Here is a 26,025-nt window from a genome sequence, read left to right on the forward strand (position 1 = left end):
CGCTCAACCCCGTTGCGGGTCGTTGAGCGCAGCGGCCGCCGGCCGCGAAGACGAAACGGGCTGAGCAAGCGCAGCGCGCCGAAGCCGCCACATCGGGCGGGTCTGCCCTCAAGGACCGGAGACCTCGGCGTGCGGCATCCGCTCGCGCATCACGCGGATGGCCTCCGGGTTGTCGTCGACGAGAACGGCGTCGCGACCGAGGGCGGATGCCACGGCTCCGGTCGTTCCGGAGCCGGCGAACAGGTCGAGCACTCGGTCGCCTGGGCGGCTGGACGCCTGCACGATCCGCCGCAGGATGCCCTCGGGCTTCTGCGTGGGGTAGCCGGTCTTCTCACGGCCGGTGGTCGGCACGATCGTGTGCCACCAGACGTCGGTGGGGAGCTTTCCGCGCGCGGCCTTCTCGGCCGTGACGAGGCCGGGGGCCATGTACGGCTCGCGGTCGATGTCGTCGGAGTTGAACACGTGTCCGCCGGGCGTCTTCACGTAGACGAGGATCGTGTCGTGCTTGGTGGGCCAGCGTCGTCGCGACTTGGCGCCGTAGTCGTACGCCCAGATCAGCTCGTTGAGGAACGCGTCGCGACCGAACACGGCATCCAGCATCACCTTGGCGTAGTGCGCCTCGCGGTAGTCGAGGTGCAGGTACAGCGTGCCGTCGTCGGCGAGCAGTCGCCAGGCCTCCTCGAGACGCGGCATGAGGAACCCGCCGTAGTCGTCGAACCGGTCATCGTACGTGCGCAGCATGCCGCGCACGCGCTCGTACTCGTGCCCGTGGAACCCGTGCCGGATCTCGCGCGGTGCATCAGCGGGCGCGGGGACGCCGCCCATCCCCGCCGCATAACTCCGGAGATTTTCGCCGGATCCGCCCGTTTCCGGTTCCGGTTCGGGCGATTCGGCAGGTTTCTCCGGAGTTGTGCGGGTGCTGGGGCGCGTCCGGCGAGCGGTGACGACCTGCCGCTCCTGCGCGCGCCCGGTGTTGAACGGCGGGTCCAGGTAGATCAGGGTGAAGGATGCCGAGGGCAGCGTGCGCGCGACGTCGAGGTTGTCGCCCTGGATGATGTCGACGGATCCCGACGCGTCAGCGCTCACGGCACACGATGCAGCCACGCGTCCGTCGAGAACTTCGACTCGACGAGCGCTTCGGCGTCGGCGTACTCGTCGGGAGCGATCGTGCCGTCCTCGGCGTTCGTCAGCGACCGGAACGTCGCTTTGAACCGCTCGATGATCTCGGCACGGCTGAGACCGGTCTGCGTACGCAGCGGGTCGACCCGCTTGGCTGCAGAGGTCGTGCCCTTGTCACTGAGCTTCTCGCGCCCGATCCGCAGCACCTCGGTCATCACCTGACCATCGATGTCGTACGAGATCGTCGCATGGTGCAGCACTCCGCCGTTGGCGAGACGCTTCTGCGCGGCGCCGCCGATCTTCCCGGTCGGACTCGCGATGTCGTTGAGCGGCTGGTAGGTCGCATCGACGCCAACCGAACGCAGCGCCTGCAGCACCCAGTCGTCGAGGAACGCGTACGAGTCGGCGAACGTCAAGCCCTGCACGAGGGAGGCAGGCACGTACAGCGAGTACGTGATGATCTGCCCGGCGGCCATCATCATCGCACCGCCGCCGGAGATCCGCCGGACGACATCGAAGCCGTGCTTCGCCGCCCCCTCGGGGTCGACCTCGTTGCGATACGACTGGAACGAGCCGATCACGACCGCGGACTCCTCCCACTCCCAGATGCGCAGCGTCGGGCGCCGGCGCCCCTCACCGACACGCGAGGTCAGCACCTCGTCGAGGGCGAGGTTCATGCGAGGCGAGACGGCCTTCTCGTGCACGATCTCCCAGTCGAAGTCGCGCCAGCCGGGTGCGGTCACGAGCGCGCGGCGCACGGCTGTTCCGACGGACTCCGGATTGAAGCCGAGCAGCTGGGCACCGGCGGGCAGGGCGGCTCGCACGGCATCGGCGATGACCGTGGCATCCGACTCCGCAGGCAGGCCGTTGACCGCCGCGTTGATGTCGTCGAGCGCCGAGTCCGGCTCGAGGAAGAAGTCTCCGGCGAGACGGAAGTCCGTCAGCCTGCCGTCTGCGACCTCGACGTCGACGACGACGAGCTTTCCACCGGGGACCTTGTACTCACCATGCACGAGACCAGCTTAACGACCCTCGACAGACCCAGGGCCGACGAGTTCAGCGGCGCGGGATGTGCTTGTCGAGCCAGGCGAGAACGTCGGCGCGCACCTCTTGCTGCTGCTGCTCGTTGAAGATCTCGTGACGGGCATCCGGATAGACCAGAGTGGTGATGTCGGTGAGCCCTGACCGTGACCGGTACTCGTCGGCGAGCTTGTGCACGCTGCGCGGCCCGCCGACCGGATCATCCCGGCCCACCAGGAGCAGCATCGGGATGTCACGCCCGAGATCCTTCGCCGGGCGCCCGTAGAGCTTGAGGGCCTCGATCGGACCGAACAGCTTCAGCAGCGGCACGTTGGTCGTTAGCGGATCGTCGTCGAACTCCTGCCACACGGTCTTGTCGCGGCTCAGCCATTCGTAGCCCGTGGCGTCCTTGCCCTCCCACCGCGCATTGAGCGGCGCCGCGTTCAGGTCGCGGATCGTGCGCAGGGCGGATCCCGAGAGCACGACGGCATCCCACGCCTCCGGATGCTCGTTCACGAGCTTCTGCGCGAGGAACGACCCCCACGAATGCCCGAGCAGCACGAGCGGCAGGTCGGGATGCTCGTCCTTGATGATCCCGGTCAGCTGCCAGACGGCGTCCGTGGCTGCGCGCAGACCGCCCTTTCCGAGACGACCCAGCTTCTCCGGCCCGCCGTGCTGACGGATGCCGGTGCGCCCGTGCCCGCGGTGATCGTCCGCGTAGACGATGAAGCCCGCATCCGTGAGCGCCGCAATGAGCTTGCCGTAGCGGCCGGCGTGCTCGCCGACGCCGTGCAGCAGCTGCACGACGCCACGAGGCGTGCCCTCAGCGGCGTGAACGTCGTAGACGATCGCGACGCCGTACGCGTCGGTGAACTCCGAGGTCTGGGGCATGGGATGAGTCTACGGTCGCGGGGTGCCTCGCGTCAGAGCCCCAGAGCTTCCCGCACGGCGAACGCTGCATCCCGGTCGGTGACCTCGTGGCCGCCCATGCTGTCCGCCACCGATCCGTCACCGGTCGCAGCGATCGTCCGCTTGGCGGAGAAGTGCAGTGCGTCGACCCCGGCACCGACGAGCGCCGGCGCGGATGCCGCGTTGACACCGCTGCCCGCCATGACCTCGATCCGCCCTGCAGCCGCCGTCGCCATGGCGCGCAGCGTCTCGATCCCGTCGATCGCCGCGGATGCTCCGCCCGATGTCAGCACGCGGCGCAGCCCGAGTGCTGCCGCGGTCTCGAGCGCCACCACCGGGTCGGCGGTGACGTCGATCGCACGGTGCAGGGTGACGGATGCTGCGCCTGCGGCATCCCGCATCCGCGCGATCGTGCCGGCATCCAGACGTCCTGATTCGTCGAGAGCGCCGACGACGACACCTGCCGCGCCCGCGGCCACCGCCCGCTCGATGTCCCGCACCGACACGGCGATCTCGTCGTCGTCGTAGTGGAATCCGCCGGCCCGCGGGCGGATGAGGACGTGGACCTCCGGCCCGCGCTCCCCTGCGGCATCCAGGGCCAGCTCGAGCGTGGCGAGCGACGGCGTGAGGCCGCCGAGAGCGAGCGCCTGGGTCAACTCCACACGTGCGGCGCCGACCTCGCGGGCGATGCGGACACCGGATGGATCCTGGACGGCGAGTTCGAGTGCGATGGTCACGGCATCCATTCTCACCGCATTCTTCTGACCGATCACTCAGAAAATTTAGTTAGACTACCTAAGTAATGACTGAACCCGACGACCTCCTCCACGACACCGCGACCGATCTGCGCATGGCGACCTTCCGCCTCGCACGCCGCCTGCGCCGCGAGCGCGCGAACGACGGACTCAGCGATGCGCACTTCGCCGTCGTCGCCAATCTGCACAAGCACGGCCGCCTTGCGGTCGGCGAACTCGCGCAGCACGAGCGGGTGAGCGCGCCGACGATGTCGAACTCCGTCGACGCCCTCGTCGAGGCGGGCCTGGTCGTGCGCGTCCCGTCCGAGGACGACCGCCGGCGCGTCTACATCGAGATCACCGACGCCGGCACGCAGATCGTCGCCGCGACCGTGCAGAAGCGCGACGCCGCGCTCGCCGATGCGCTCGCAGAACTCGACTTCAGCGACAAGGAGCTGCGGACCCTCGGCGAAGCGGCCGCCCTGATGCGGAAGGTGGCAGAGCGATGAGCGCCATGTTCCGTTCCTTCTCGAACTTCAACTACCGGATCTGGTTCCTCGGCGCCCTCGTGTCGAACGTCGGCGGCTGGATGCAGGCGACCGCACAGGACTGGGTGGTCCTCACCGAGCTGACGGACAACGACGCCACCGCGATGGGGGTCACGATGGCCCTGCAGTTCGGCCCGCCGCTCGTGCTCGTGAGCGTCACCGGCTGGGTGGCCGACAGATTCGACCGTCGCAGGATCCTGCTGCTGACCCAGTCGGTGCTCATGGCGCTCGCACTGGGGGTCGCGGCTCTCCTGCTCACCGGTGTCATGACCCTTCCGCTGATGTTCGCGTTCGCGCTGGCGTTCGGCATCACCAATGCGTTCGACGCCCCGGCGCGCCAGGCATTCGTCTCCGACATGGTCACGCTCGAGGACGCCTCGAACGCGGTCGCGCTCAACTCGGCGTCCTTCAACATGGCTCGCCTGATCGGCCCCGCTGTGGGCGGTCTGCTCATCGTCGCCGTCGGCAGCGGATGGGTCTTCGTCCTGAACGCGGCCACCTTCCTCGCCATGCTGGTGGCGCTGCTGCTCATCCGCCGCGGCGAGCTGCTCCCCCGTGTCAAGAGCCGCGGGCGCACCGGGCTCGCCGAGGGCTTCCGCTACGTCTGGTCCAGAAGCGACCTCAAGGTCGTCTTCGTGATGGTGTTCCTCATCGGCGCGTTCGGCATGAACTTCCCGATCTTCGCTTCGACGATGGCACTCGAGTTCGGGCGTCAGGCCGACGGCTACGGCATCCTGAGCTCCGTTCTCGCGATCGGCTCCCTCGTCGGAGCCCTGCTGGCCGCGCGACGCGATCGCGCCAGGGTGCGGGTGCTGATCGTCGCGGCCGGACTGTTCGGGGTGGCATCCATCGTCTCGTCGTGGATGCCGACCTACTGGACGTACGCGACCGTCCTGATCCTCGTGGGGTTCTCGACGGTGACGATGCTGACCACGGCCAACGGCTACGTGCAGACGACGACCGACCCGCTGCTCCGAGGACGCGTGCTCGCGCTGTACATGGCCGTCGTGATGGGTTCGACGCCGATCGGCGCGCCGATCGCCGGGTGGATCACCGATGTGGCGGGACCGCGCGCCGCGATCCTCGTCGGCGGCGTCGCCGGACTGGTCGCGATGAGCGTCGGGCTCTCCTGGATCATCGGCTCCGGGCGACTGCGTCGGCACGAGAGCGCAAGGTTCCGCCTCACCCTGGACGAGACGATGCCCGTCTCCGTCGTGCGCGTCGATCCCGTCGCGTTCAGCGACGAGGTCGCCGCGGTCACGACGCCGATCCGCACGGAACGCACCGACTGACACTGCCGCTCGGCCGCGTTTGTCGTTAGCGTGGGCGCATGACCGCACCGGGGGAAGATCAGACGCAGGATGCCGCGGCTCCGGCCGCCGAGAACACCACGGATGCCGCAGCTGCGACGCCTCACCGGTCGCTGCCGCCCGTGCAGCGCTGGGTCTTCTGGCCCGCCGCGGTGATCGTCATCGCGTTCGTCGCGTTCACCCTGATCGCACCGGGGGTCGCGGAGAGCCTGTTCCAGACGATCCAGACGAGTATCGTCAACGCCTTCAACTGGTACTACGTGCTGATCGCCGCCGTGTTCGTCGCGTTCAGTCTGTTCCTCGGCTTCAGCAAGTACGGCGACATCAAGCTCGGCAAGGACGACGACGAGCCGGAGTTCTCGCTGATGAGCTGGTTCTCGCTGCTGTTCGCCGCCGGTATGGGCATCGGCCTGGTGTTCTACGGCGTCTCCGAGCCGCTGACCCACTTCGTGACCCCGCGCCCGGGCGTCACCGGCACGCCGGAGCAGCTCGCGCAGGCGGCACTCGGACAGACCTACCTGCACTGGGGCATCCATGCGTGGTCTATCTACGTCGTGATCGGACTCGCCCTGGCCTACGCGATCCACCGCCGGCGGCGCCCGATCTCGATCCGGTGGACGCTCGAACCCCTGCTCGGCAAGCGCGTCGAGGGCGGGTGGGGTCACGTGATCGACGTCATCGCACTGGTGGGCACCCTGTTCGGTGTGGCCACCTCGCTCGGGCTCGGCGTGCTGCAGATCAGCGCGGGACTCGATGTCGCCGGCATCGCCGACCCCGATGAGACGACGCAGATCGTCATCATCCTCATCATCTCGGTGTTCGTTCTCGCCTCGGTGCTCTCGGGAGTCACGAAGGGCATGAAGTGGCTGTCGAACATCAACCTGATCATGGCCGGCATCCTGGTGCTGTACCTGCTGATCGTCGGTCCGAGCGAGTTCCTGCTGCGCGACTTCGTTCAGTCGATGGGCTACTACATCCAGAACTTCGTCGGTCTGTCGTTCAACGTCAGCGCGTTCCAGGGCGAGGCTGGCGAGGCCTGGCAGGCGAGCTGGACCTCGTTCTACTGGGGCTGGTGGATGTCGTGGGCGCCGTTCGTCGGCATCTTCATCGCCCGCATCTCGAAGGGGCGCACGGTCCGCCAGTTCGTCGCAGGCGTCATCCTCGTGCCGACCCTGATCGGCATCCTCTGGTTCGCGGTCATGGGCGGATCCGCCCTGGCGATGGAGCTCGAGAACCCGGGCATCCTCCGCAACAGCGAGGGCGGCGTCGATCTGCAGGGCGCGCTGTTCGAGATGCTGCAGCAGGTTCCCGGCAGCACGATCGCGAGCTTCGGCGTGCTGTTCCTGATCTCGATCTTCTTCATCACCTCGGCCGATTCGGGCGCCCTGGTGATGGGCATGATCGCCACGGGCGGCCAGCAGAACCCGAAGCGCTGGATCCGCACGTTCTTCGTCGCGGTCACGGCGGCCCTCGCGATCGCGCTGCTGCTCGCCGGCGGTCTGACGGCGCTGCAGACGGCCGCGATCACGATCGCGCTGCCGTTCAGCGTGGTGATGCTGCTGATCTGCTGGTCGACCATGGTCGCCTTCACGCGAGAGCGCCGCGCCTACGCCCGTGCGGAACGCGCGCAGCTCATCGACAAGATCGGCGACTACTACGGACTCGAGGTCGAGTCGCGTGACGAGCGCGGGATCATCGGCGCGCAGCCGCGCTGGCTGCGGCAGCTGCAGAAGCGGCTGGGCATGCCCGTCTCGCCGACGGCGCCGATCCGCATTCCCCAGGCGATCCTCGATGCGGAGCGCCGGTCGGATGCCGGGCCGGGAACGCTCGACGTCGACGAACTGGTGTCGTCGGATGAGCTGTCCGGGTACGACGACCACGACGTCCCCTCCCACGGCGAGGACGAGGCCCCGCCGGTCCGGTAGGCGGGCGCGCGCCCGCACGTCGGAGAAGCCGTGAAAGACGAGAAACCGGGCCCGGATCATGCATCCGGCCCGGTTTCTCTTCTTTCGTCGGGGGCTCAGCCCGTCTCGACAGTGCCTCAGCCCGCGAGGACCACGCGCAGCTGCTCGAGCGCCCAGTCGATCTCGGTCGCGCGGATCACCAGCGGTGGCGCGATGCGGATCGTCTGGCCGTGCGTGTCCTTGACGAGCACGCCGCGCTCCATGAGCTTCTCGCTGATCTCGCGTCCGGTGCCGCGTGCCGGGTCGATGTCGACACCGGCCCACAGGCCCGCGACGCGGATGCCGGTGACGCCGTCGCCCACGAGCTTCTCGAGCCCTGCGCGCAGGTGCTCCCCGAGCTGGCGGGCGCGCTCCTGGAACTCGCCGGTCTCGAGCATCTCGACCACACGGAGTCCGACCGCGGCCGCGAGCGGGTTGCCGCCGAACGTCGAGCCGTGCTCGCCGGGGCGGATGACACCGAGGACGTCGCGGTTCCCCACGACGGCGGAGACGGGCAGGATGCCGCCGCCGAGTGCCTTGCCGAGCAGGTACAGGTCGGGGACGACGCCCTCGCGGTCGCAGGCGAAGGTCTCGCCGACGCGGCCGAGCCCCGCCTGGATCTCGTCGGCGATGAACAGGACGTTCTTCTCGTCGCAGATCTCGCGGATGCGCTTCAGGTAGCCGTCAGGGGGGATGATCACGCCGGCCTCGCCCTGGATGGGCTCGACGAGCACGGCGGCGGTCTCATCGGTGATGGCGGCGGCGATGGCATCCGCATCTCCGTACGGAACGGCATCGAAGCCGGGCGTGAACGGGCCGAACCCGTCGCGCGCCGTTTCGTCGTCGCTGAAACTGACGATGGTCGTCGTGCGGCCGTGGAAGTTGCCGGCGGCCACGACGATACGCGCCTTGCCTGTCGGGATGCCCTTGACGCGGTAGCCCCAGGCGCGGGCCACCTTGATGCCGGTCTCGACGGCTTCGGCGCCGGTGTTCATCGGCAGCACGAGATCCTTGCCGCACAGACGCGCGAGCGCCTCGGAGAACGGCTCGAGGCGATCGTTCATGAACGCGCGGCTCGTGAGCGTCACCCGCCCGAGCTGCTCGACGGTCGCCTCGACGAGCGAGGGATGCCGGTGACCGAAGTTCACGGCAGAGTAAGCCGCGAGCAGATCCAGGTAGCGCTTGCCGTCGGTGTCGGTGACCCAGACGCCCTCAGCGGACGAGATCGTCACAGGGAGCGGGTGGTAGTTCTCCGCGACGTGCGCCTCGAGCGCCGTGCGCGTCTCAGCCGGTCCCTGAGTCTGCCCAAGGGTCATTTCGCACCCCGCAGCTCGAGCGTGCAGCACTTGATGCCGCCGCCGCCGAGCAGCAGCTCCGACAGGTCGACGGTGATCGGGTTGTAGCCGCGCTCGCGGAGCTGCTTCTCGAACCCCTTCGCACGCGGCGAGATGATGACGTTGTAGCCGTCGCTTGCGGAGTTCAGTCCGAACACCGAGCCGTCCTCGTCGGAGACCAGGATGGCATCGGGGTAGCGCTCCTCGAGGATCGCGCGGCTGGCGTCGTCGAAGGCGCCGGGCAGGTAGGCGATGTTGGCCTTCTCGGGGCCGCCGTTCGCCACGCCCTCCACCGGGTCGAGCACGGCGATCGCGGTGTCGAGGTGGTAGAAACGCGGGTCGATGAGGTTCAGCGAGACGACCTCGCGCCCGAAGACCTCGCCGACCTCGCGGTGGCTGTCGCCGGTCGAGCGGAATCCGGTGCCCGCGAGGATCGTGTCGCCGACGAGCAGGAAGTCGCCCTCGCCCTCGTTGACCTCTTCGGGCATCACGGTGTCGAAACCGTTGGCGCGGAACCAGTCGGCGAAGGCCGGGGCCTCACCCTGCCGCTCGACGAACCGGAACTCGGGAACGTACGCACGGCCGTCGATGAGGAAGCCGCCGTTGGCCGTGTAGACCATGTCGGGGTATCCGGCGAGCGGCTCGATGAGCTCGACCTCATGGCCGAGTTCGAGGTACAGGTCGTAGAGCTTCTGCCACTGGGCGACCGCCTTGGCGGTGTCGGTGGGGTTGGCGGGCTCCATCCACGGGTTGATCTTGTAGCTGACCGTGAAGTGCTCCGGCTTGCACATCAGGTAACGGCGATGCTGCGCGGTGCGAGCGTTCGTGGGTGCCGTGATGGTCTCAGGCGTCGACATCATTCTCCTTGAGAGGGACGCGGCGGACGCTGTCCAGGGGCCCGGCGGAAGTTCGACCCTCTCACGACCCTTCGACAGGCTCAGGGATCATGGCGGGGGAAGATGCGACACAGGCACGCCAGTTCTCATTGTGACATCCGGCCCTGGATGTTCGCCAGCGGCGCGTCAGAGTGCCAGCGGGTTGACCCCGCCAGCCTTCGGGAGGCGTCCTGCATCCCCGGCCTGTCCCACATCAGCACCTGCACAGTGCACAACGCGGCCTACTCCCGTCCGAGAACCACGACCTTGCCGACCGTGTGCCCGGATTCCAGTCGCGCGAGTCCCTCAGCGGCGGCATCCCACGGCAGGAGCTGCTCGATGACCGGCGTGATCCGCCCTTCGGCGGCGAGCGCGATGAGCTGCCGATTGATGTCGGGCTTCGCCACGGCCGCGACGGGGCGGATGCTGCGCCGCGAGCCGATGGAGATGAACACCGCCCGCAGGATCCGCGGGATCGGTCCGAGCACGCGTCCACCGTCACCGGCGACCATCGCGAGCGTGCCGGTCGGCGACAGCATCCGCTTCAGCTGTCGCAGGGGCGCGCCGCCGGCGATGTCGATGATCGCGTCGAAAGTTGCCGGGATGCTGGAGAGGTCGGTCGTGCGGTAGTCGAACGTGCGAGTGGCACCGAGGGACTCGATGAGCTTCCGGTTGGCCTCGCCGCACGTCGCCCACACCTCAGCGCCGCGGAGCGCTGCGAGCTGCACCGCGAAGGTGCCCACTCCCCCGGATGCCCCGATCACGAGCACGCGCTGCCCACCGGCGACGCGGGCGACATCGAGTGCCTGTACGGCCGAGCCACCCGAGATCGGAATCGTCGCGGCCACCTCCGGCGCGAGCCCGCCGGGGCGGGTGACGAGCCGGTCGGCGCGTGCGACGGCGAACGGCGCGAGACCGCCGCCGGCCCCCAGTTCGACCATCACCTCGTCGCCGATGCGGCTCTCGTCGACATCGGCACCGACGGCGACGATCGTGCCGGCGACGTCGATGCCGCGGATCTTCTGCTTCGGCCGACGCAGTCCGAACATGAGCCTCATGAGCAGCGGATCCCCGTGCATGAGGTGCACGTCGGCGGCGTTGAGGGCCGTGGCACGCACGCGCAGCAGCACCTCACCCGGCCCCGGCTCCGGCGTCGGAACCATCTCCTGGCGGGTGGCGCCGGCCGGGCCGTAGTCGTCGTTCAACCAGGCGGGCATCGTGGTGGTGATGGTGGCGTTCATGCGTCAGTCCTCCGGGTATTGGAAGAGGTCGTCGATGCCGACCTCGAAAGCGCGGGCGATCTGAAAGGCGAGCTCGAGCGTGGGCGAGTACCTGCCCTGCTCGATGGCGATCAGCGTCTGACGGGTGACGCCGATGCGTCCGGCGAGGTCGGCCTGCGTGATGCCGGCTTCCTCGCGACGTGCGCGGATGCTGTTGGTGACAAGGGTCGGCTTGACCATCAGACGAGCCCGCGGCGGTAGGCGATCACGCGGGCGATGCCGCCGACGAAGGCCGACACGGCGAACCCTAGGAACATGGTGTTCGCGATCCAGAACACGTCGGCGCCGACCGCGCACAATGCGATCACGCCGAGGCCGGCGATCGTGAGGAAGCCGGATTCCACGCGTCCGCCCAAACGGTTGATGTCGCGGTCCCGAATATCACCGGTCATCGCACCGTCACGATCGCGGATACCGGCGAAGATGCCCCAGACGATCGTGATGATGATGGTGGCGACGATGCCGCCGCCGATGGTCCAGAGCATCAGCGGGAACCAGGCGACGGCGGTGAGGTCGCCGCCCTCCGCCTGCAGGAGAACGGCCGTGATGTAGAAGGCCAGCGTGAGAACGGATGCGACGAGCCCCGCCCATGCGGCGCGTTCGTGGTAGACCATGACGACCTCCGATGTCAAATATTCTTGACACCTGAATGTACTGCGAGCGCAGCATTCGTGTCAAGAATCTTTTACACACAGATGTGCGGCTTCGACTCGCTGCTTCGCTCCTGGATCATGCTGATGAATCGGGTGTCCGACGGTTGCGTCGAAAGCTCCGAACTCTGGACATCGCGTGACAACGGTGCCACGATGCTCTTGACAAGCGATGAGCGCGTCTTGGAGTACCATGACCGCAGATATTGCAGTGAAGCATGGCCCCAGCCCAGTAGCTCGCACGATTGTTGGCGCGCTGGTGTTGGGGTTCCTCATCGGTGTGGCACCTCTCGCAGCTCACGCGGGCCAGGCCGTATCGTCGTGGGGCTACTAGACGATAAACGGCGTCGCCTATAAGAACGCAGCGACGATCAGTACTTCATCCGGCTCGGCGGTAGCGTGGACTGCGGTAGCCAAGAATGGATCCGGCTGCTTCCCCTCCGGGTGGGCGGGCGCACGAGCTCGCATCTTCAATTCCGCGGGCTCGATGCTCAAGCAGAGCAGCATCCTCTACAACTCGGGGTGCACCGTCATGTACGACCAGGGGACCAGCGTTTCGGGATCGGGAGCACGATACTCCTACGGCGTCACGTGGGGCTGGACCGGATCGCAATACAGCGCCGTCTACACCTATAAGTCACCGAACCAGAGCTCTTGAGGAACCAGCATGCGTCGATCGACAGCCACGAAGGTGATCGTAGGTGGGATACTCGCTCTGGGCGTCGGAACCGCCGGCGGAGCGGCTGTAGCCGCTGGGGGTACTGGCCTCCTCTCTCCCTGGGGCATCACAGCGGACCTCAATACCGAGACTGAGCCGATGCCCACCCCGACATATCGAGCGAACGCGTCCGGTGAGACCTTTGGCTCGCTGGCCGACGCACCGTCTCCGGACGACGCTCCCGACCTCATCCAAGTCGTATCAACCGGGGGAAAGACCGGCTACGTACGTCGATCCGAGCTCGAGGCTGTCGACGGAACTGCTGCGATGAAGACGTTCACGTCCCCGGCCGACGCGCTGGCGTGGCAGGAGTCGCAGGCCGACCGCGCGCAAGAGACCGTCCAGGTCTATCTCGAAGACGGCAAGACCGTAATCGGCGAGTTCCTCGTCGCGTTCGATGAGCCCCGGGAACGATAGCCAGACGAAAAGCCTGGTGATGCTTCGACTCGTCGCTGCACTCCTCGCTCAGCCCGTTTCGGCTTCGGGCCCGCGGCCCTCCGCTCAACGACCCGCAGACCGAGCCCCGCCGCCTTCAGCCGCGGGTCGTTGAGCGAGCGGAGCGAGTCGAAACGGATTGAGCGAGCGCAGCGAGACGAAATCAGGCTCCGGTCAGATGACGTCGGCGCTCCAGTCGTCCGGGTTGCCGAAACGGTGCGCGGTGATCGTGATCGCCTGCTCGTGCAGGAACGGCAGCAGCTCGATACGCCCAGCCGATGTCACCTCGCCGTCGTAGACCGCGAGGTCCGGGTCGCCGCCGGTTGCTTCGGCGAGCGCGCGGTGCAGCGCTGCGACAGCATCCCGGGGCCCGACCAGACGAACGCGTGACGCCCGCGGCGCGGCATCCGCCTCGAGAATCGCTTCCTCCGGCGAGGCGGCCATCCGTGCGATCCACTCGTCGTCGCTCTCCACGGCCACGGCCACGCGCAGCTCCGACAGCGATCGGCGCACCTCCGCAGGCAGCCCGACGGGCGTCGACAGGAAGAACTTCGAACCGGTGCGGATGCCGGCGACGACGACGCGCAGCAGCTCGTGCCATCCGGCGTCGCCGGTGGCCCTGATCATGACCGGCAGCGGGCGGTACCGGAACAGGTTCCGCTCGACGCCGAGCTGCGAGACATCCCGCACCTGCCCGAACTCTCGATCCCACGCGATCGCGTCGGAGAGAGCACTGCGGCGCAACCACTCGAAGCTCTCGAAATCGAGGGACGGCTGCGCCGACTCGATGAGGTCGGTGATGCGGGAGTCGAGGCCACGCAGGTGCAGCGTGCTGGATGCCGCTCCCCCGCTGCTCGCGCGCCAGCTGCCGAGGCCGATGAGGTAGTTCGGTCCTCCCGCCTTCGTGCCTGGTCCGACAGACGAGCGCTTCCAGCCGCCGAACGGCTGACGCTGGACGATCGCCCCGGTGATGCCGCGGTTGACATACAGATTGCCCGCCTGAACCCGGTCGAGCCAGGTCGCGAGCTCTTCGGGGCTCTGCGTGTGGAGGCCCGCCGTGAGCCCGTAGGCGACCGCGTTCTGCATCTCGATGGCCCGCTCGAGGTTCGGCGCGTGCATCACGCCGAGCACCGGACCGAAGAACTCCTCCATGTGGAAGCGCGATCCGGGCTGCACACCGACGCGGACGCCTGGATGCCACAGGCGACCGCTCTCGTCACCGTCGATCGGCCGCGGCTTCACGAGCCACTGCTCGTCGCCCTCGAGCTCGTTGAGCGCCCAGGCGAGCTTGCCCTGCGGCGGCTCGATCACTGGGCCTACCTCGTTGAGCGCTTCGGTCGGCCAGCCCACGTGCAGCGACCGGACGGCATCCACCAGCTGACGCGCGAAGCGCTTGGAGCGCCCGACGGGCCCGACGAGGATCGCCAGCGACGCCGCGGAGCACTTCTGTCCTGCGTGACCGAAGGCGCTCTTGACGAGATCGGCGACCGCGAGGTCGAGATCGGCCGACGGCGTGATGACGATCGCGTTCTTGCCGCTCGTCTCGGCGAGCAGCGGCAGGTCCGGCCGCCACGAGCGGAAGAGCGCTGCGGTGTCCCATGACCCGGTGAGGATGACGCGGTCGACGGCCTCGTGCGAGATCAGCTGTTGGCCGAGCGCGCCCTCTTCGATGTCGACGAGCGCGAGCACGTCGCGCGGGATGCCGGCCTCCCACAGCGCCTCGGCGATGACAGCCGCACACCGGCGCGCCTGCGGCGCCGGCTTGAAAACGACACCAGACCCTGCGGCGAGCGCGGCGAGCACGCCACCGGCGGGGATCGCCAGCGGGAAGTTCCACGGCGGGGTGACCACCGTGAGCCTTGCCGGTTCGAATGCTGCGCCGGCGACGGCATCCAGTTCACGCGCCTTCGCGCCGTAGTAACGGGCGAAGTCGACGGCCTCGCTGACCTCGACGTCGGCCTCGGCGAGGACCTTTCCCGTCTCGGACGCTGCGACCTCGATGAGCTCTGCGCGGCGCGACTCGAGCGCGGCTGCAGCGCGCAGCAGCGTCTCCGCGCGCTCGGCGGCCGGGCGCGCACCCCAGGCCGGCGCAGCGGCGAGCACCTTCTGAACGGTCTCCTCGAGCAGCCCCTCATCGTCGACGAGGGCGGCTCGGAGAGTCGCGTCTCCTGCGGTCGACGTCGCGATGCGCGAGCGGATGCGGCGTGCCCACTCGCGGTTCGCGGGAAGGGCGGGGTCGCTGTCGGGAGTGTTGTGGAAGCCGGGCGCACCGGCGGAGTCCGCCTCCGCCTCGCGGCGCGAGTACACGGCTGTCTCGACGAACGCGTCGCCACTGGCGGCGGCGCTGGAGCCCCGGGCGATGCCGAGCACGGCCTGGGTGAGGTCGCCGTCGTCGACCTCGGCCGGCGCGGAGGGCCGAAGCGATTCGTGCACCGGGGTCTGTCGGTTCTGCGTCCGGAACGGAACCGTGCGCAACGTCGAAGTTGTGCGGGTCGTCTGATCGCCGGCGCGTTCCAGGGCGCCCAGGAACCGGTCGCGCTCACGGGCGAACAGGCTCTCGTCGTCATGCAGGTGGAACGCTGCGGAGAGGAAGTTGTCCTGCTCGGCGTTCTCCTCGAGGCGTCGGACGAGGTAGCTGATCGCGACGTCGAACTCCTCAGGCTTGACGACCGGCACATACAGGAGCACGTGGCCGACCTCACGGGAGACAGCCTGCACCTGCCCCTGCGCCATGCCGAGCAGCATCTCGAACTCGATCTGACTGCGGACGTCGCGTTCCCCCGCCAGAAGCCAGGAGTACGCGATGCCGAACAGGTTGTGTCCGGCGATGCCCACCCGGACAGCCGAGGCGTTCTCCGGGCGCAGTGCCTCGTCGAGCACGCGCAGGTAGTTCGCGTCGCTGTCGAGCTTGGTGTCGTAGGTGGCGAGCGGCCAGCCGTGCATCACGGCATCCACCTTCTCCATCGGCAGGTTCGCGCCCTTGACGAGCCGCACCTTGATGGCGGCACCGCCGTGCATGACGCGATCCTTCGCCCAGGCGGTGAGCTCGCGCATGGCGCCGAGCGCGTCGGGGAGGTACGCCTGCAGGACGATGCCCGCCTCGAGCAGCTGCAGCCGCTGGTCTTCGAGAATCCGGGTGAAGACCGCGATCGTCAGATCGAGGTCGCGGTACTCCTCCATGTCGAGGTTGATGAACGTGCCCGTCTTCGCGGCTGTGAGGTACAGCGGCGTCAGGCGTTCGACCACGCGATCGACGACCTCGTCGAACGCCCACATCGACAGGTGGCTCATGACGGACGAGACCTTGACCGAGACGTAGTCGACGTCGTCGCGCCGGATGAGGTCGTGGATGCCGTCGAGTCGGCGCTTCGCCTCGTCCTCGCCGAGGACCGCTTCGCCGAGGAGGTTCAGGTTCAGGCGCGCGCCGGATTCGCGGAGCTTCTCGATCGCCGCACCCAGCTTCGCGGGCCGCGCGTCGACGACGAGGTGCCCGACCATCTCGCGGAGCACCTTGCGGGCGATCGGCACGACCGGCGACGGCAGCACAGGGGCGACCACTCCGCCCAGACGCACCGCGCCTCGCAGGTACCAGGGCAGGAACTCGGGCACTATCGGGGCGATGCGCTGCAGCTGCGCCGCTGCGGCGGAGAGACTCTCCGGACGCATCACTCCGTCCACGAATCCGAGGGTGAACGGCAGGCCGTTCTCGTCCTGCAGGACATCGGCGAGTCGGGCGGCGGCGGGATCGACTTCCGCCTCGGATGCCTCGATGATCCAGCGCTGCGCGAGTTCGACGGCGCGGTCGGCGAGAGGGGGTGCCTTTTGGGCGGGCGACACTGACATGAGATCAGCCTAATTCCGTTGCGAGCCGCCGGATGATCGGACACTCTATGCTGTTGCCGTGGCGGGGGCGCAGAAGGCGACAGACGGCGACTCCGCTGCGCCTGCAGCATCCACGAACGCCGACGCCAGAGCGAAGGTGCTCGGCTGGGCGCGACGCAGCATCGACCTCATCCCGACGTCGTGGATGATCACCGGCGCCGGTGCCGTGCTGCTGGCGGCGACGGCGCTCTTCGGCGGCCTCGAGGCCGCTGCGGTCGACCCGATCCCGGTCATTTCCGTGGGCGAGACCTTCGCGGGTTCGGATCTCGAGATGACCGTCACCGGAGTCGAGCTGCGCGATGACCGCGGCCCGATGGCGATCTTCCCCGACGAGGAGAAGGGGGAACGGATCCTCGTCGTGACGGTGGATGCCGTCAACACGTTCGCGACCCCCCGCGGCGCGACCTCCCTCTCGGAATCATCGCCCATGATCGACGGCATCCGGATCGAGGGCCTGGAGGCGAAGGGCGAGGTCTTCCGCGCAGACGACGGCAGGATCTCGCCGACGCTGCAACCCGATGTCCCCGCCCGCCTGCTGCTGGCGTGGATCGTCGGACCCGGCGACTTCCACGACGGCGACGAGATCGCCCTCACTCTCCCCGATTCCACCCACTACGTCGGCCAGAGCGTCATGCGCGGAGACTATTGGACCGACGTGCGGGTCGGCGCGACTCTGTCTGCGACGATCGACGAGGTGAACTCGTGAAGAAGCAGGTGCTCACCTGGTTGCTGACGGCGGCGCTGCTCGCGTGCGCCTGGGTTGTGGTCAAGGTCACGCTGCCGGACGACGCCACGATCGCACCGTTCCCCGCGACGGCGCAGGTCGGTGAGCAGGCTGCGGTGCGCAACCTCGTGGTCACGGTGACCGACGTGCATCTCGCCGAGAGGGTGACGGATGCCGAGGGATGGGCCGCGGATGGCACCTGGCTGGTCATCGACCTGGAAGCCGCAGGCGCCGGCACGCAGGATCGGGGGACGCTCGGGCTCGCGCAGCTCACCATCGGCGAGCGCACGTTCAGCGCAACCGAACGCGGCACCACGTTCTATCAGCAACGGCTGGTCACCGGGGTGCCACGTGCGGGCAGTCTCGCGTTCGAACTTCCCGATGAGGTCACGGGCGATCGGGCCTCTCTCCGGCTGGGAGTGCCGAGCGGCGCCCCCGGCGAGGTGCTGGACGACGGCGTCATCGACCTGTCTCTGGACCTTGCGGCGCTGACGGCGGAACCAGAGGTCCTCCTGGATGAGAACGGGTGGGCGGACCGATGACGATCCCGCCCCTACCCCCGTCCCCCGCGCGATCTGAGACGCCGGCCGCTGCGGCGAAAGCCCCCTCCTGGTGGCGGCGCAACGCGGTGGCCCTGATCGGCGTCGCCGTCCTCGTGCCGATGACCGCCGCAGCGATCGGATGGCAGGAGTGGTACCAGTACTTCGGCTTCGGCGCCCGCGCCGTCACTGCCATCGCAGTCGCGGAGGACGACACGGTCGACTTCGTCGGAGCCACGTGGGGGCCGATCCGCGGCGGCGAGATCGACGACCTCACGGGGCTGGACGTGCCGGACGGCACGCGTCTGCTCGCCGCCGCGATACCCGTGCAGGCGAGCACCGAGGGAATCGGCTGCGAGACCCCGAAGCTGGTGGAGCAGTCGACCGGACGCATCTGGACTCCGACGCGGCTCGAGATCGGGCTGCTCTCCGATCCCGACGAACCGGAGACGTGTCTGAGCGCAGAAGCCGGAGACTACGAGCTGATCGTGCCGTTCGTCGTGCCGGATGACGCAGAGGGTCCGTTCTGGGTCGATGTCCGACCCTACGACGCCGGCGGCTCGTTCCTCAGGTTCTCGTTCGAACCCTGACCGCCCACGACGTCCCTGGGTGGTGCGGCGACGGCGGCCGCGGCGACGGCGTCCACCACTGCGGGCAACAGGCCGGCTGCGTCGGCGACGGCTCGCATCTCCGACTCCTCCGACGAGACCGTCGGGTCGTCGGCGAGCTCCTGGCGCTTGCGGCGAAGACGACCCAGCGTCGCGTCGTAGGCACCGCTGATGACGGCGATGCGCACCGGTTCCATGACCAGCACCGGAACCAGGGACACCAGGGGCATGGCGATGGCCCAGAAGACGAACTCGCGCGGGCCGACGAGCCGGGTGACGCCGAATGACAGGAGCGATTCGAGCGCCTTGACCACCACGTAGGCGAGTGCGTACGAGGCGACGAGCAGCGGACCGGAGCGCCACATCAGCAGGAGGGCGCGCCAGATCGGGCGGAAGCGGGCGCCGAGCTCGTCGCCGAGATCGCGCAGCCGTCGCACTACCGGATTCGGGATCGCCTTGGCGTGCTCACGGAACCGCGAGACGAGTTGGCTCTCCAACCGCAGCTTCTCGGCGACGATCGCCTGTCCGAACACCACACCGGCGATCGTCAGCCAGGCGAGCGGGGCGAGCAGCACGGGTCCGGCTTCGGCGAGCACCCAGCCGACGCCCTCCCATAGCCAGCGCAACGGCGCGACGGCATCCAGAACCTGCTCGCGGATCGACTCGAGGAACGCCATGGCCGCGCGGCTGTCGACCCAGCCCTTGATCGCCTCGAAGATGTCGCCGATCACCATGACCGAGAAGAACACCCACACGACCTCGAAGTACACGGCGACCGGCGACAGCCAGGCAGCGAGCTTCGGCGACCACTTCGACCATGCCCACCGACCCGCGAACGCGACTGCGATGATCGCGATCGTCCAGACGTTGATCGGCAGGTTGAGGACGGTGTCATCCGCGCTGACCGGATCCTCGCCGTTGAAGATCGCCGTCGCGACGATGCCGCTGCGCACCTCCAGGGCGCGCGACGAGTACGCGCGCACATCTTCCCCGAGCAGACCCTGCGCCCAGTACACCGCGAAGAACGGCAGGATGCCGGCGAGCAGAGCCGTGAGGAACGTTCGTCGCCGTTCCGCCGCGGACTCCGGCAGCGGCGCGACCTCCTGCAGGTTGCGCAGACCGTCGCGCAGCACCAGGAACATCGCGACCAGGCTGACGAGCCGGGCGAGGATCGCGATCGGCAGCACCAGGAAGCCGAGCGTGGCCGACGAGGCGCCGATGTATCCCGCGGTCTGAGTGACCACGTAGTGCACCAGGACGCCGGCCAGATACCACGCCATCAGCGCGGGCCAGTGCCGCCACAGCACGCGCCCGGCAGTCGTCAGGATCGCCAGCACACGCTCACATTAGCGTGTGGGCACTGCCCCGCTCACTGCTGCCGCCGGGGTGCGTCAGGCCGACGCCATCGGCAGCCACATGAAGATGAGGAACAGCACCATGAGTCCGGTGAGCACCGCCAGCCCCGAGAGGATCAGTGCCGTCACCCCGAAGCCCTTGCCACGAGGCTTGCGCAGCGTGAGGATGCCGAGGACGATGCCGACAACGGCGAGGATGAGCCCGGCGAACGGGATCCAGCCGAAGATGAAGGCAGCGATGCCCACGACGAGCGCGGCGATCGCCAGCCCGCCAGGACCGTTGCTCTGCGTGATGGGAGCCGGTGGGTACGGTGACGGACCGGTGTATCCGGGGTACTGCTCGTGCATGCTGCCCTGCACGAATGCTCCGGGGTGCGCCGACGGGTCCGCTGGATCGCGGAACTCCGGAGCGCCGTACTGCTGAGCACCCGGTTCGGAGTGCGTGCGGTCATCGGACATGTGTGGCTCCTTCCCCTCACGCACGACCCTAAACCGTCGACCGGGGTGCCGCCAGGCGCAGTCCGGTCAGTTCCAGATGCTCGGAGCTTCGGCTCTGGTCGGCGGGAGGGAAGTGGCATCCGCCCAGTCGTGCACCCACGGCTCGATCTCGGGGATGCCCTCCGGTCGCCCGACGGCCCCGAACAGCTCTTCGTGCGACAGGGTGCCGCCGCTGCGCTTCAGCATGCGGCTGCGGATGATCGCCCGCGCGTAGATCTCGCCGTCGACGACCGCCCGGTGCTCCAGGTAGATCGCCTTGTCGTCGTGGCCGATCAAGCGCGACTCGACGTCGAACCGCTGCCAGAGCTCGAGCGACTTGCGGAAAGTGATCGTCTCCGATGAGACGACCGCATACCAATTGTTGCGCTTCATCACGTCCAGCATCCCGGTGCGCACCAGCAGATCCCAGCGACCCAGATCGAACAGCGACAGATAGCGGCCGTTGTTCATATGGCGGAGGATGTCGAGGTCTGTGGGCAGCGTCGTCACGCGGATGCGGCTGATCTCCGTCGGAGCGAGGCGGCCTTCGCTTCGGGCTCGACGGCGCGCACGCCACATCACAAACAGGGTTCGCCAGATCACGTTCACGATCTCTGATGGTAGCCAGAGGCGCACGATGAGCGGAGACGTTTGTGGACTTCCCACAGTCGCGTCACCCGAATTCCCGTTCATCCTCTCTCGATTTCCCGTTAGCAGAGGGCGCGCGTAGAGTCACGGGCATGAGCGCCGAAGCCCAGCCTGAAGTCATTGTCCGTCCGGTCCGTGATGTGGATGCGGAAGCCCTGGGGCGCGTGCACGCCAAGTGCTGGCACGAGACCTACGACCACCTGATCAGCAAGGCCGCTCTCGAGCGCGTGTCACCCCGTCGCATGGCGGAGCTCTGGACGCACTGGGCTGCGCAGGGCGATGATTTCACGATGCGCGCCGCGCTCGTGGACGGCGAGATCGTCGGATTCGTCGGATCGGGTCCTGCTCGCGACAAGGATGCTCCGGCGTTCCGCGAGCTGTACTTCATCTACCTGCTGCACGAGTGGCACTCCACCGGCCTCGGCCAGAAGCTCTTCGACGCAGCCGTCGAGAAGGATGCCCCGCTCTACCTGTGGGTCGCCGAGGACAACCCGCGCGCGCACCGCTTCTACGAGCGCAACGGCTTCCACCTCGACGGCGCATCGCACACAGAGCCCTTCCTGGGCGAGACGCTGACCGAGGTCCGCTTCGTCCGTCCCTGACGCCGCCACTTCCCGCCGAGACCCCGTCTTCGTGCCGAGACCCCGTCGTACTCACGTGAGTACGACGGGGTCTCGGCGATAAAGCGGGGGCTCGGCGGCGGACGATGCCGGGGCGGCGGCGCTCAGCGGCTGCTGACGCTGCCGAAGAGCTTCGCGATGGGTGCGAGCACGAGGGGTCGTGCGGCGACCCAGGCTGCGGCGATGACCACGAGGGATGCCGCGAAGAACCAGAATCCGGTCCAGTTGTCGGCATAGGCGTTCGGGTCGACAGAGCCCTGTGCGGCGTACATGTGGTTGAGGTTGCGCAGCGCGCCGGTCGCGAACACGAGGAACACGTGGATCGCGATGAAGACCACGAAGTACAGCATCACCGGGAAGTGCAGGGCGCGCGCCCACTCGATCGGGTACGCCTTGCTGAGCTTCTCGGCGTTCTTGGGCCACATGCCGCTCATCCGGAATCCGGTGACGGCAGCGAGCGGGGCTGCGATGAAGATCGTCACGAAGTAGGTGATCTGCTGGATCGAGTTGTAGTTCACCCAGCCGTTCTCGGTCGGCCAGTCCAGCGAGATGTACTGCAGGACGGCCGAGATCGCGTTCGGGATGACCTCCCAGCTCGTGGGGATCACTCGCATCCACTGACCTGACGCGAACAGCAGCACGATGAACACGACGCCGTTGAGCAGCCACAGGATGTCGAGCGCCTGGTGGAACCAGATCGTCAGACTGACTTTGCCCTTGGGGTTGTTCCGCGGCGTCCAGAACGCCGTCGGCCGCTTCTCGTTTCGGATGCGGAGCCCCGAGCGGATGATCAGCACCATCAGGAACACGTTGAGGAAGTGCTGCCAGCCCAGCCATCCGGGGAAGCCGACGGGAGCGCCCTCTGGCAGGTGGTACTCACCGGGGTAGGCCGCCAGGAAGTCCTGCATACCGGACAGGCTGAGCAGCCAGCGCACGAACAGCACGGCCATCGCTGCGGCGCCGAGCAGTCCGATTCCTCCGACGATCACAGCTCCCGCCCACTGGACCTTCGTGAACGGGCCGATGCGCTTCGGCTCGGGCGCCGGCGCCGGGCGGTTGAACGCGTTCTTGCCGGGGAACACCGTTCGCTGGAACGGCAGCGGCGTACTCACGTCGACCGTCGCGACGGCCGTGGATGCCGGCGCCTCGGATGCTTCGACGAGCTCGGCAGCGGACGTGGCCTCGGCAGCGGACGCCTCGACAGACTCGGCGTCGGCGACGACGGTCGCGACGACTGCAGCGGTCCCCTCCGGAGGCCACGGCTCTCCGCCCGGCATGCGCGGCAGGCCACGGCGGAGGGATGCCCCAGATGTTGACGTCGCGGCAAGGCCAGCGGTTTCGACTCGCTCCGCTCGCTCAACCCGTTTCGTCTCACCCTCGGCTCGCTCAACGCTCCGCGAAGTCGGAGTTCTCGCAGGAGTCGGCGCAACAGCATCGGTCGCGGCGACGGTGGTTGCGATGGACGCGGCAGCGGTAGAGTCCGCCGGAGGCCAAGCCTCCCCACCCGGCGTGCGCGGCAGCCCGCGACGCAGCGTCACGCCTTCAGCGGACGTCCCCTGCGGGTCGTTGAGCGGAGGCTGCGGAGCAGCCGGAGACGAAACGGGCTGAGCGAGCGTCAGCGAGTCGAAGCCGTCTTCTGTCGCGGCAGCAGGGGCAGTCGTTTCGACTCCCTCCAGTCGCTCAACGTCCCGCGAGGGCTCAGCGACCGCGACGGCGGCCGCAGCATCCGCCACCTCGACGTCCCCGGCGGGGGGCCAGGGGTCGCCGCCGGCCACGCGCGGCAGGCCCCGCCTGAGCATCCGCGTCGCCATGGTTACTTCTTCCGTGCTTCGAGGGCCTCGACGACCTGCGGCACGATCGTGAACAGGTCGCCGACGATGCCGAAGTCGGCGATGTCGAAGATCGGGGCGTCGCCATCCTTGTTGATCGCGACGATGGTCTTCGCGGTCTGCATGCCGGCACGGTGCTGGATCGCACCGGAGATTCCGACAGCGACATACAGCTGCGGCGACACCGAGACACCGGTCTGCCCGACCTGGTGCGCATACGGGATGTATCCGGCATCCACCGCGGCGCGCGACGCGCCGATCGCGGCACCGAGCGCGTCAGCGAGCTGCTCGACGAGCACGAACTGCTCCTTCGAGCCGAGCCCACGACCACCCGAGACGACCCTGGTGGCTCCGCGCAGTTCGGGACGCGACGACGCGACCTCGACGACCTCGACCGTGCCGGCCGACGCTGCGGCGGCGCCGGATGCCGTCACCTCGAGCGCCTCGACGGCAGGTGTGCCGACGGCCTCGGCACGAGCATCCACCGCGCCCTGACGGACCGTGATCACCGGGGCGCCGAACGTCGGAGCCGAATCCGTGAGATACGCGCCGCCGTAGACGGAGTGGTGAGCGACGATGCCCTCATCATCACGCGAGACGCCGGTCGCGTCGACCGAGATGGCGAGCCGCTCGCGCACAGCGAGGCGCCCGGCGACATCGCGCCCGGTGATCGAGTTCGAGATCAGGATCGCGTCCGGTTGCACCTTCTTGTACGCGGCCTGCAGCGCGTCCACCAGCGGAACCGTGAGGGACCCGGCATCGGCATCCGCCGTGAGGACGACGGATGCACCGGCAGCGGCCGCGGCATCCACCGCGCTCTGCGCACCACCGGGAACCAGCGCAACCGGAGAACCGATCAACGATGCGGCACCGATCAGCGCGGCCGTACTCGAGGCAGCGTCACCTGCGGGGGTCACGTCGACGAGGACGAGGATGGAGTCTGCGGGGTAGCTCATGGTCACACCAGCCTGTTCTGCACGAGGAAGTCGACCAGCTGTGCGCCGGCATCCCCCTCATCGGTGATCTTCACGCCCGCCGCACGCGGGGGCTTCTCGGAAACCGTCGTCATGATCGTCCGCGGCGCTGCAGCCGGGTCGGCGGAGACGCCGAGATCGGCCAGCGACAGAACCTCGAGCGGCTTCTTCTTCGCGGCCATGATGCCCTTGAAGTTCGGGAACCGCGCATCGGGCAGAGCCTCAGTGATCGAGATCACCGCCGGGAGCGGAACGGTCACGGACTGGTTCCCGTCGTCGGCCGCACGGGTACCAGTCACACCGTCGGCCGTGATCTCCACCGCGCTCAGGGCAGTCGCCTGCGCGAAGCCGAGGTGCTCGGCGAGCATCGCCGGGATCATGCCACCCGAACCGTCGGTGGACAGGTTCCCCGTGATCACCAGGTCGGGCTCGGCGCGGCGGATCGCCGCGGCCAGAACCTCGGCGGTGAGTCCGAGATCGGCTCCGGCAAGCTCCGCGTCGACGACGTGCACGGCGGATGCCGCACCGATCGCAAGTGCGCGGCGAATGGAAGCCGTCGACGACTCGGGGGCCATCGAAAGGGCCACGACCTCGGTGCCATCGTTCTTGTCGGCGAAGCTCAGAGCCACCTCAAGAGCACGCTCGGTGATCTCATCCAGCACCACATCACCGGCGCCACGATCAGCCAAACCCGTCTCCAGATTCAACTTGCGATCGCCATAGGTATCTGGCACCTCTTTGACCAGGACGAAGATCTTCATCGAATGCTCCTCACGACTGAGTCGAGTCTAGTCGGCCGGCAAAGGTGGAATTGAGTGTCAAGTATCATGATACTTAGAATCACCACGGAGCGCGCAGAGCGGTCAAACGATGACCTTCTCCTCAGCGAGCAGCACGTCAAGGTCTGCCAAGCTGTCGAGTCTCGCCGCCTCACGCAACACAGTCGCACGCGCGTGCTCGGGGTCCTGTCCGGACTCCAGACCGAAGCACACGGCGACCTGCGGTGGCCTTGGGTTGACCGTGAGGCGTTCGCGAGTGAGTTGGGGTCCGCTGGGGTCGACGATGTTGACGGCAGCGACCGCACCGATTCCACGCGCAGTCCGACGCGACCACGCGACCAGAACGTCAGATGCGTCTTGATCCGTCCATCGCGCCAGAACCCAAACCTTGGTCGGCCAGTACTGCGTCGGCGCGCCAGAGTCCACTGCACCACCAACGAGACCGCTGAGGAATCGCGGTTCGTCCTCGACGAGCAGATCCGCGACCTCCGAATCGATTCCGGCTGTCACCACTTCATCGTTGGCGAACCACAGCTCCACGATCCCGTCGACGTTGTACACGGACGATCCGCCACCGACGACGTGGTTCTGACGGTACGACTCGATTCCGGGCAGGTTCACGGCGATGGCCGCGTGCGAGGTCGACCAGTGCGCGCTGAACTGCTCGGCGCTGAGGTCGGACCGCTTCGTCAGGTAAGTGATTCGTTTGGGCACA

General features: G+C 68.1%; 25 protein-coding genes. 8 read left to right on the forward strand and 17 right to left on the reverse strand.

Features of this window, described 5'->3' with window-relative positions:
• Positions 1-108: 108 nt before the first annotated feature.
• From KHB019_RS14100 to KHB019_RS14115, 4 genes are read right to left on the reverse strand one after another with little or no spacing between them, the layout of a single operon-like run.
• The gene (locus KHB019_RS14100; RefSeq protein WP_337459260.1) at positions 109-1,086 is read right to left on the reverse strand and encodes a DNA-methyltransferase; all 978 of its coding nucleotides are present in this window, start codon (positions 1,084-1,086) and stop codon (positions 109-111) included.
• Positions 1,083-2,132, reverse strand: a complete 1,050-nt coding sequence (locus tag KHB019_RS14105) for a lipoate--protein ligase family protein (protein WP_230104260.1) — start codon at positions 2,130-2,132, stop codon at positions 1,083-1,085. Before KHB019_RS14105 ends, KHB019_RS14100 begins: the two co-directional genes overlap by 4 nt.
• A gap of 43 nt (positions 2,133-2,175) precedes the next feature.
• The gene (locus KHB019_RS14110) at positions 2,176-3,030 is read right to left on the reverse strand and encodes an alpha/beta fold hydrolase (protein WP_230104261.1); all 855 of its coding nucleotides are present in this window, start codon (positions 3,028-3,030) and stop codon (positions 2,176-2,178) included.
• Positions 3,031-3,062: 32 nt separating this feature from the next.
• Positions 3,063-3,794, reverse strand: a complete 732-nt coding sequence (locus KHB019_RS14115; protein ID WP_443193216.1) for a copper homeostasis protein CutC — start codon at positions 3,792-3,794, stop codon at positions 3,063-3,065.
• A gap of 56 nt (positions 3,795-3,850) precedes the next feature.
• Between KHB019_RS14115 and KHB019_RS14120 the strand changes: the two genes are divergently transcribed.
• From KHB019_RS14120 to KHB019_RS14130, 3 genes are read left to right on the forward strand one after another with little or no spacing between them, the layout of a single operon-like run.
• Positions 3,851-4,291, forward strand: a complete 441-nt coding sequence (locus KHB019_RS14120) for a MarR family winged helix-turn-helix transcriptional regulator (protein ID WP_337459262.1) — start codon at positions 3,851-3,853, stop codon at positions 4,289-4,291.
• A 5-nt stretch (positions 4,292-4,296) separates the two neighbouring features.
• Positions 4,297-5,622, forward strand: coding sequence for an MFS transporter (locus tag KHB019_RS14125; RefSeq protein ID WP_337459349.1), 1,326 nt, complete (start codon positions 4,297-4,299; stop codon positions 5,620-5,622).
• 38 nt (positions 5,623-5,660) lie between these two features.
• Positions 5,661-7,565, forward strand: a complete 1,905-nt coding sequence (locus tag KHB019_RS14130) for a BCCT family transporter (protein WP_337459263.1) — start codon at positions 5,661-5,663, stop codon at positions 7,563-7,565.
• A gap of 116 nt (positions 7,566-7,681) precedes the next feature.
• Here the strand turns inward: KHB019_RS14130 and rocD are convergent, their stop codons facing one another.
• The 5 genes from rocD to KHB019_RS14155 all read right to left on the reverse strand — a co-directional run bounded on the left by rocD (position 7,682) and on the right by KHB019_RS14155 (position 11,686).
• A complete protein-coding gene (gene rocD / locus KHB019_RS14135; RefSeq protein ID WP_337459264.1) occupies positions 7,682-8,899 on the reverse strand; it encodes an ornithine--oxo-acid transaminase in 1,218 nt (405 codons plus the stop codon).
• Positions 8,896-9,774, reverse strand: coding sequence for a dimethylargininase (ddaH, locus tag KHB019_RS14140; protein ID WP_230104265.1), 879 nt, complete (start codon positions 9,772-9,774; stop codon positions 8,896-8,898). Before ddaH ends, rocD begins: the two co-directional genes overlap by 4 nt.
• Before the next feature lie 260 nt (positions 9,775-10,034).
• Positions 10,035-11,033 (reverse strand): NAD(P)-dependent alcohol dehydrogenase, encoded by a 999-nt coding sequence (locus KHB019_RS14145; RefSeq protein ID WP_337459265.1) that lies wholly within the window; start codon positions 11,031-11,033, stop codon positions 10,035-10,037.
• Positions 11,034-11,036: 3 nt separating this feature from the next.
• Complete coding sequence (locus tag KHB019_RS14150; RefSeq protein ID WP_337459266.1) at positions 11,037-11,252, reverse strand: helix-turn-helix transcriptional regulator; 216 nt, start codon at positions 11,250-11,252, stop codon at positions 11,037-11,039.
• Positions 11,252-11,686: a hypothetical protein gene (locus tag KHB019_RS14155; RefSeq protein ID WP_337459267.1), complete on the reverse strand. Its 435-nt coding sequence runs from the start codon at positions 11,684-11,686 to the stop codon at positions 11,252-11,254. The genes KHB019_RS14150 and KHB019_RS14155 overlap by 1 nt, the downstream gene beginning before the upstream one ends.
• A gap of 853 nt (positions 11,687-12,539) precedes the next feature.
• On the opposite strand from KHB019_RS14155, the gene KHB019_RS14160 reads away from it, so the two are divergent.
• Positions 12,540-12,857, forward strand: a complete 318-nt coding sequence (locus KHB019_RS14160; protein WP_337459268.1) for a hypothetical protein — start codon at positions 12,540-12,542, stop codon at positions 12,855-12,857.
• A gap of 192 nt (positions 12,858-13,049) precedes the next feature.
• On the opposite strand, the gene KHB019_RS14165 is transcribed toward KHB019_RS14160, so the two are convergent.
• Positions 13,050-16,718, reverse strand: a complete 3,669-nt coding sequence (locus KHB019_RS14165) for a proline dehydrogenase family protein (RefSeq protein ID WP_337459269.1) — start codon at positions 16,716-16,718, stop codon at positions 13,050-13,052.
• Positions 16,719-16,776: 58 nt separating this feature from the next.
• Between KHB019_RS14165 and KHB019_RS14170 the strand changes: the two genes are divergently transcribed.
• The 3 genes from KHB019_RS14170 to KHB019_RS14180 are packed head-to-tail and all read left to right on the forward strand — an operon-like array spanning position 16,777 to position 18,610.
• Positions 16,777-17,463, forward strand: coding sequence for a hypothetical protein (locus tag KHB019_RS14170; RefSeq protein WP_337459270.1), 687 nt, complete (start codon positions 16,777-16,779; stop codon positions 17,461-17,463).
• On the forward strand, positions 17,460-18,023 hold the full coding sequence (locus KHB019_RS14175) for a DUF4352 domain-containing protein (protein WP_230104272.1): 564 nt from the start codon (positions 17,460-17,462) through the stop codon (positions 18,021-18,023). Before KHB019_RS14170 ends, KHB019_RS14175 begins: the two co-directional genes overlap by 4 nt.
• On the forward strand, positions 18,020-18,610 hold the full coding sequence (locus KHB019_RS14180; RefSeq protein WP_325472039.1) for a hypothetical protein: 591 nt from the start codon (positions 18,020-18,022) through the stop codon (positions 18,608-18,610). Before KHB019_RS14175 ends, KHB019_RS14180 begins: the two co-directional genes overlap by 4 nt.
• Here KHB019_RS14180 and KHB019_RS14185 read toward each other — a convergent pair.
• The 3 genes from KHB019_RS14185 to KHB019_RS14195 all read right to left on the reverse strand — a co-directional run bounded on the left by KHB019_RS14185 (position 18,565) and on the right by KHB019_RS14195 (position 21,069).
• Positions 18,565-19,965, reverse strand: a complete 1,401-nt coding sequence (locus tag KHB019_RS14185; protein WP_337459271.1) for a hypothetical protein — start codon at positions 19,963-19,965, stop codon at positions 18,565-18,567. The genes KHB019_RS14180 and KHB019_RS14185 overlap by 46 nt on opposite strands.
• Positions 19,966-20,019: 54 nt before the next feature.
• Positions 20,020-20,442 carry a hypothetical protein gene (locus KHB019_RS14190; RefSeq protein ID WP_230102754.1) on the reverse strand — a complete coding sequence of 141 codons (423 nt, stop codon included), beginning with the start codon at positions 20,440-20,442 and terminating at the stop codon, positions 20,020-20,022.
• A gap of 66 nt (positions 20,443-20,508) precedes the next feature.
• A complete protein-coding gene (locus KHB019_RS14195; RefSeq protein WP_325472041.1) occupies positions 20,509-21,069 on the reverse strand; it encodes an acyl-CoA thioesterase in 561 nt (186 codons plus the stop codon).
• Positions 21,070-21,200: 131 nt separating this feature from the next.
• Here KHB019_RS14195 and KHB019_RS14200 point away from each other — a divergent pair, with 131 nt between their 5' ends.
• Entirely contained in the window at positions 21,201-21,710 is a 510-nt protein-coding gene (locus KHB019_RS14200; RefSeq protein ID WP_230102752.1) for a GNAT family N-acetyltransferase, read from the forward strand.
• 122 nt (positions 21,711-21,832) lie between these two features.
• Here KHB019_RS14200 and KHB019_RS14205 read toward each other — a convergent pair whose 3' ends face one another.
• From KHB019_RS14205 to KHB019_RS14220, 4 genes are all read right to left on the reverse strand, one after another.
• Entirely contained in the window at positions 21,833-23,005 is a 1,173-nt protein-coding gene (locus KHB019_RS14205; protein ID WP_325472042.1) for a cytochrome b/b6 domain-containing protein, read from the reverse strand.
• A 536-nt stretch (positions 23,006-23,541) separates the two neighbouring features.
• Entirely contained in the window at positions 23,542-24,513 is a 972-nt protein-coding gene (locus KHB019_RS14210) for an electron transfer flavoprotein subunit alpha/FixB family protein (RefSeq protein WP_230102750.1), read from the reverse strand.
• 2 nt (positions 24,514-24,515) lie between these two features.
• The gene (locus KHB019_RS14215; protein ID WP_230102749.1) at positions 24,516-25,292 is read right to left on the reverse strand and encodes an electron transfer flavoprotein subunit beta/FixA family protein; all 777 of its coding nucleotides are present in this window, start codon (positions 25,290-25,292) and stop codon (positions 24,516-24,518) included.
• Positions 25,293-25,394: 102 nt separating this feature from the next.
• Entirely contained in the window at positions 25,395-26,024 is a 630-nt protein-coding gene (locus tag KHB019_RS14220; protein WP_230102748.1) for an EthD family reductase, read from the reverse strand.
• Position 26,025: the final 1 nt, after the last annotated feature.

This window comes from Microbacterium sp. KHB019 (genome assembly GCF_037285405.1).
Classification (GTDB): Bacteria; Actinomycetota; Actinomycetes; order Actinomycetales; family Microbacteriaceae; genus Microbacterium.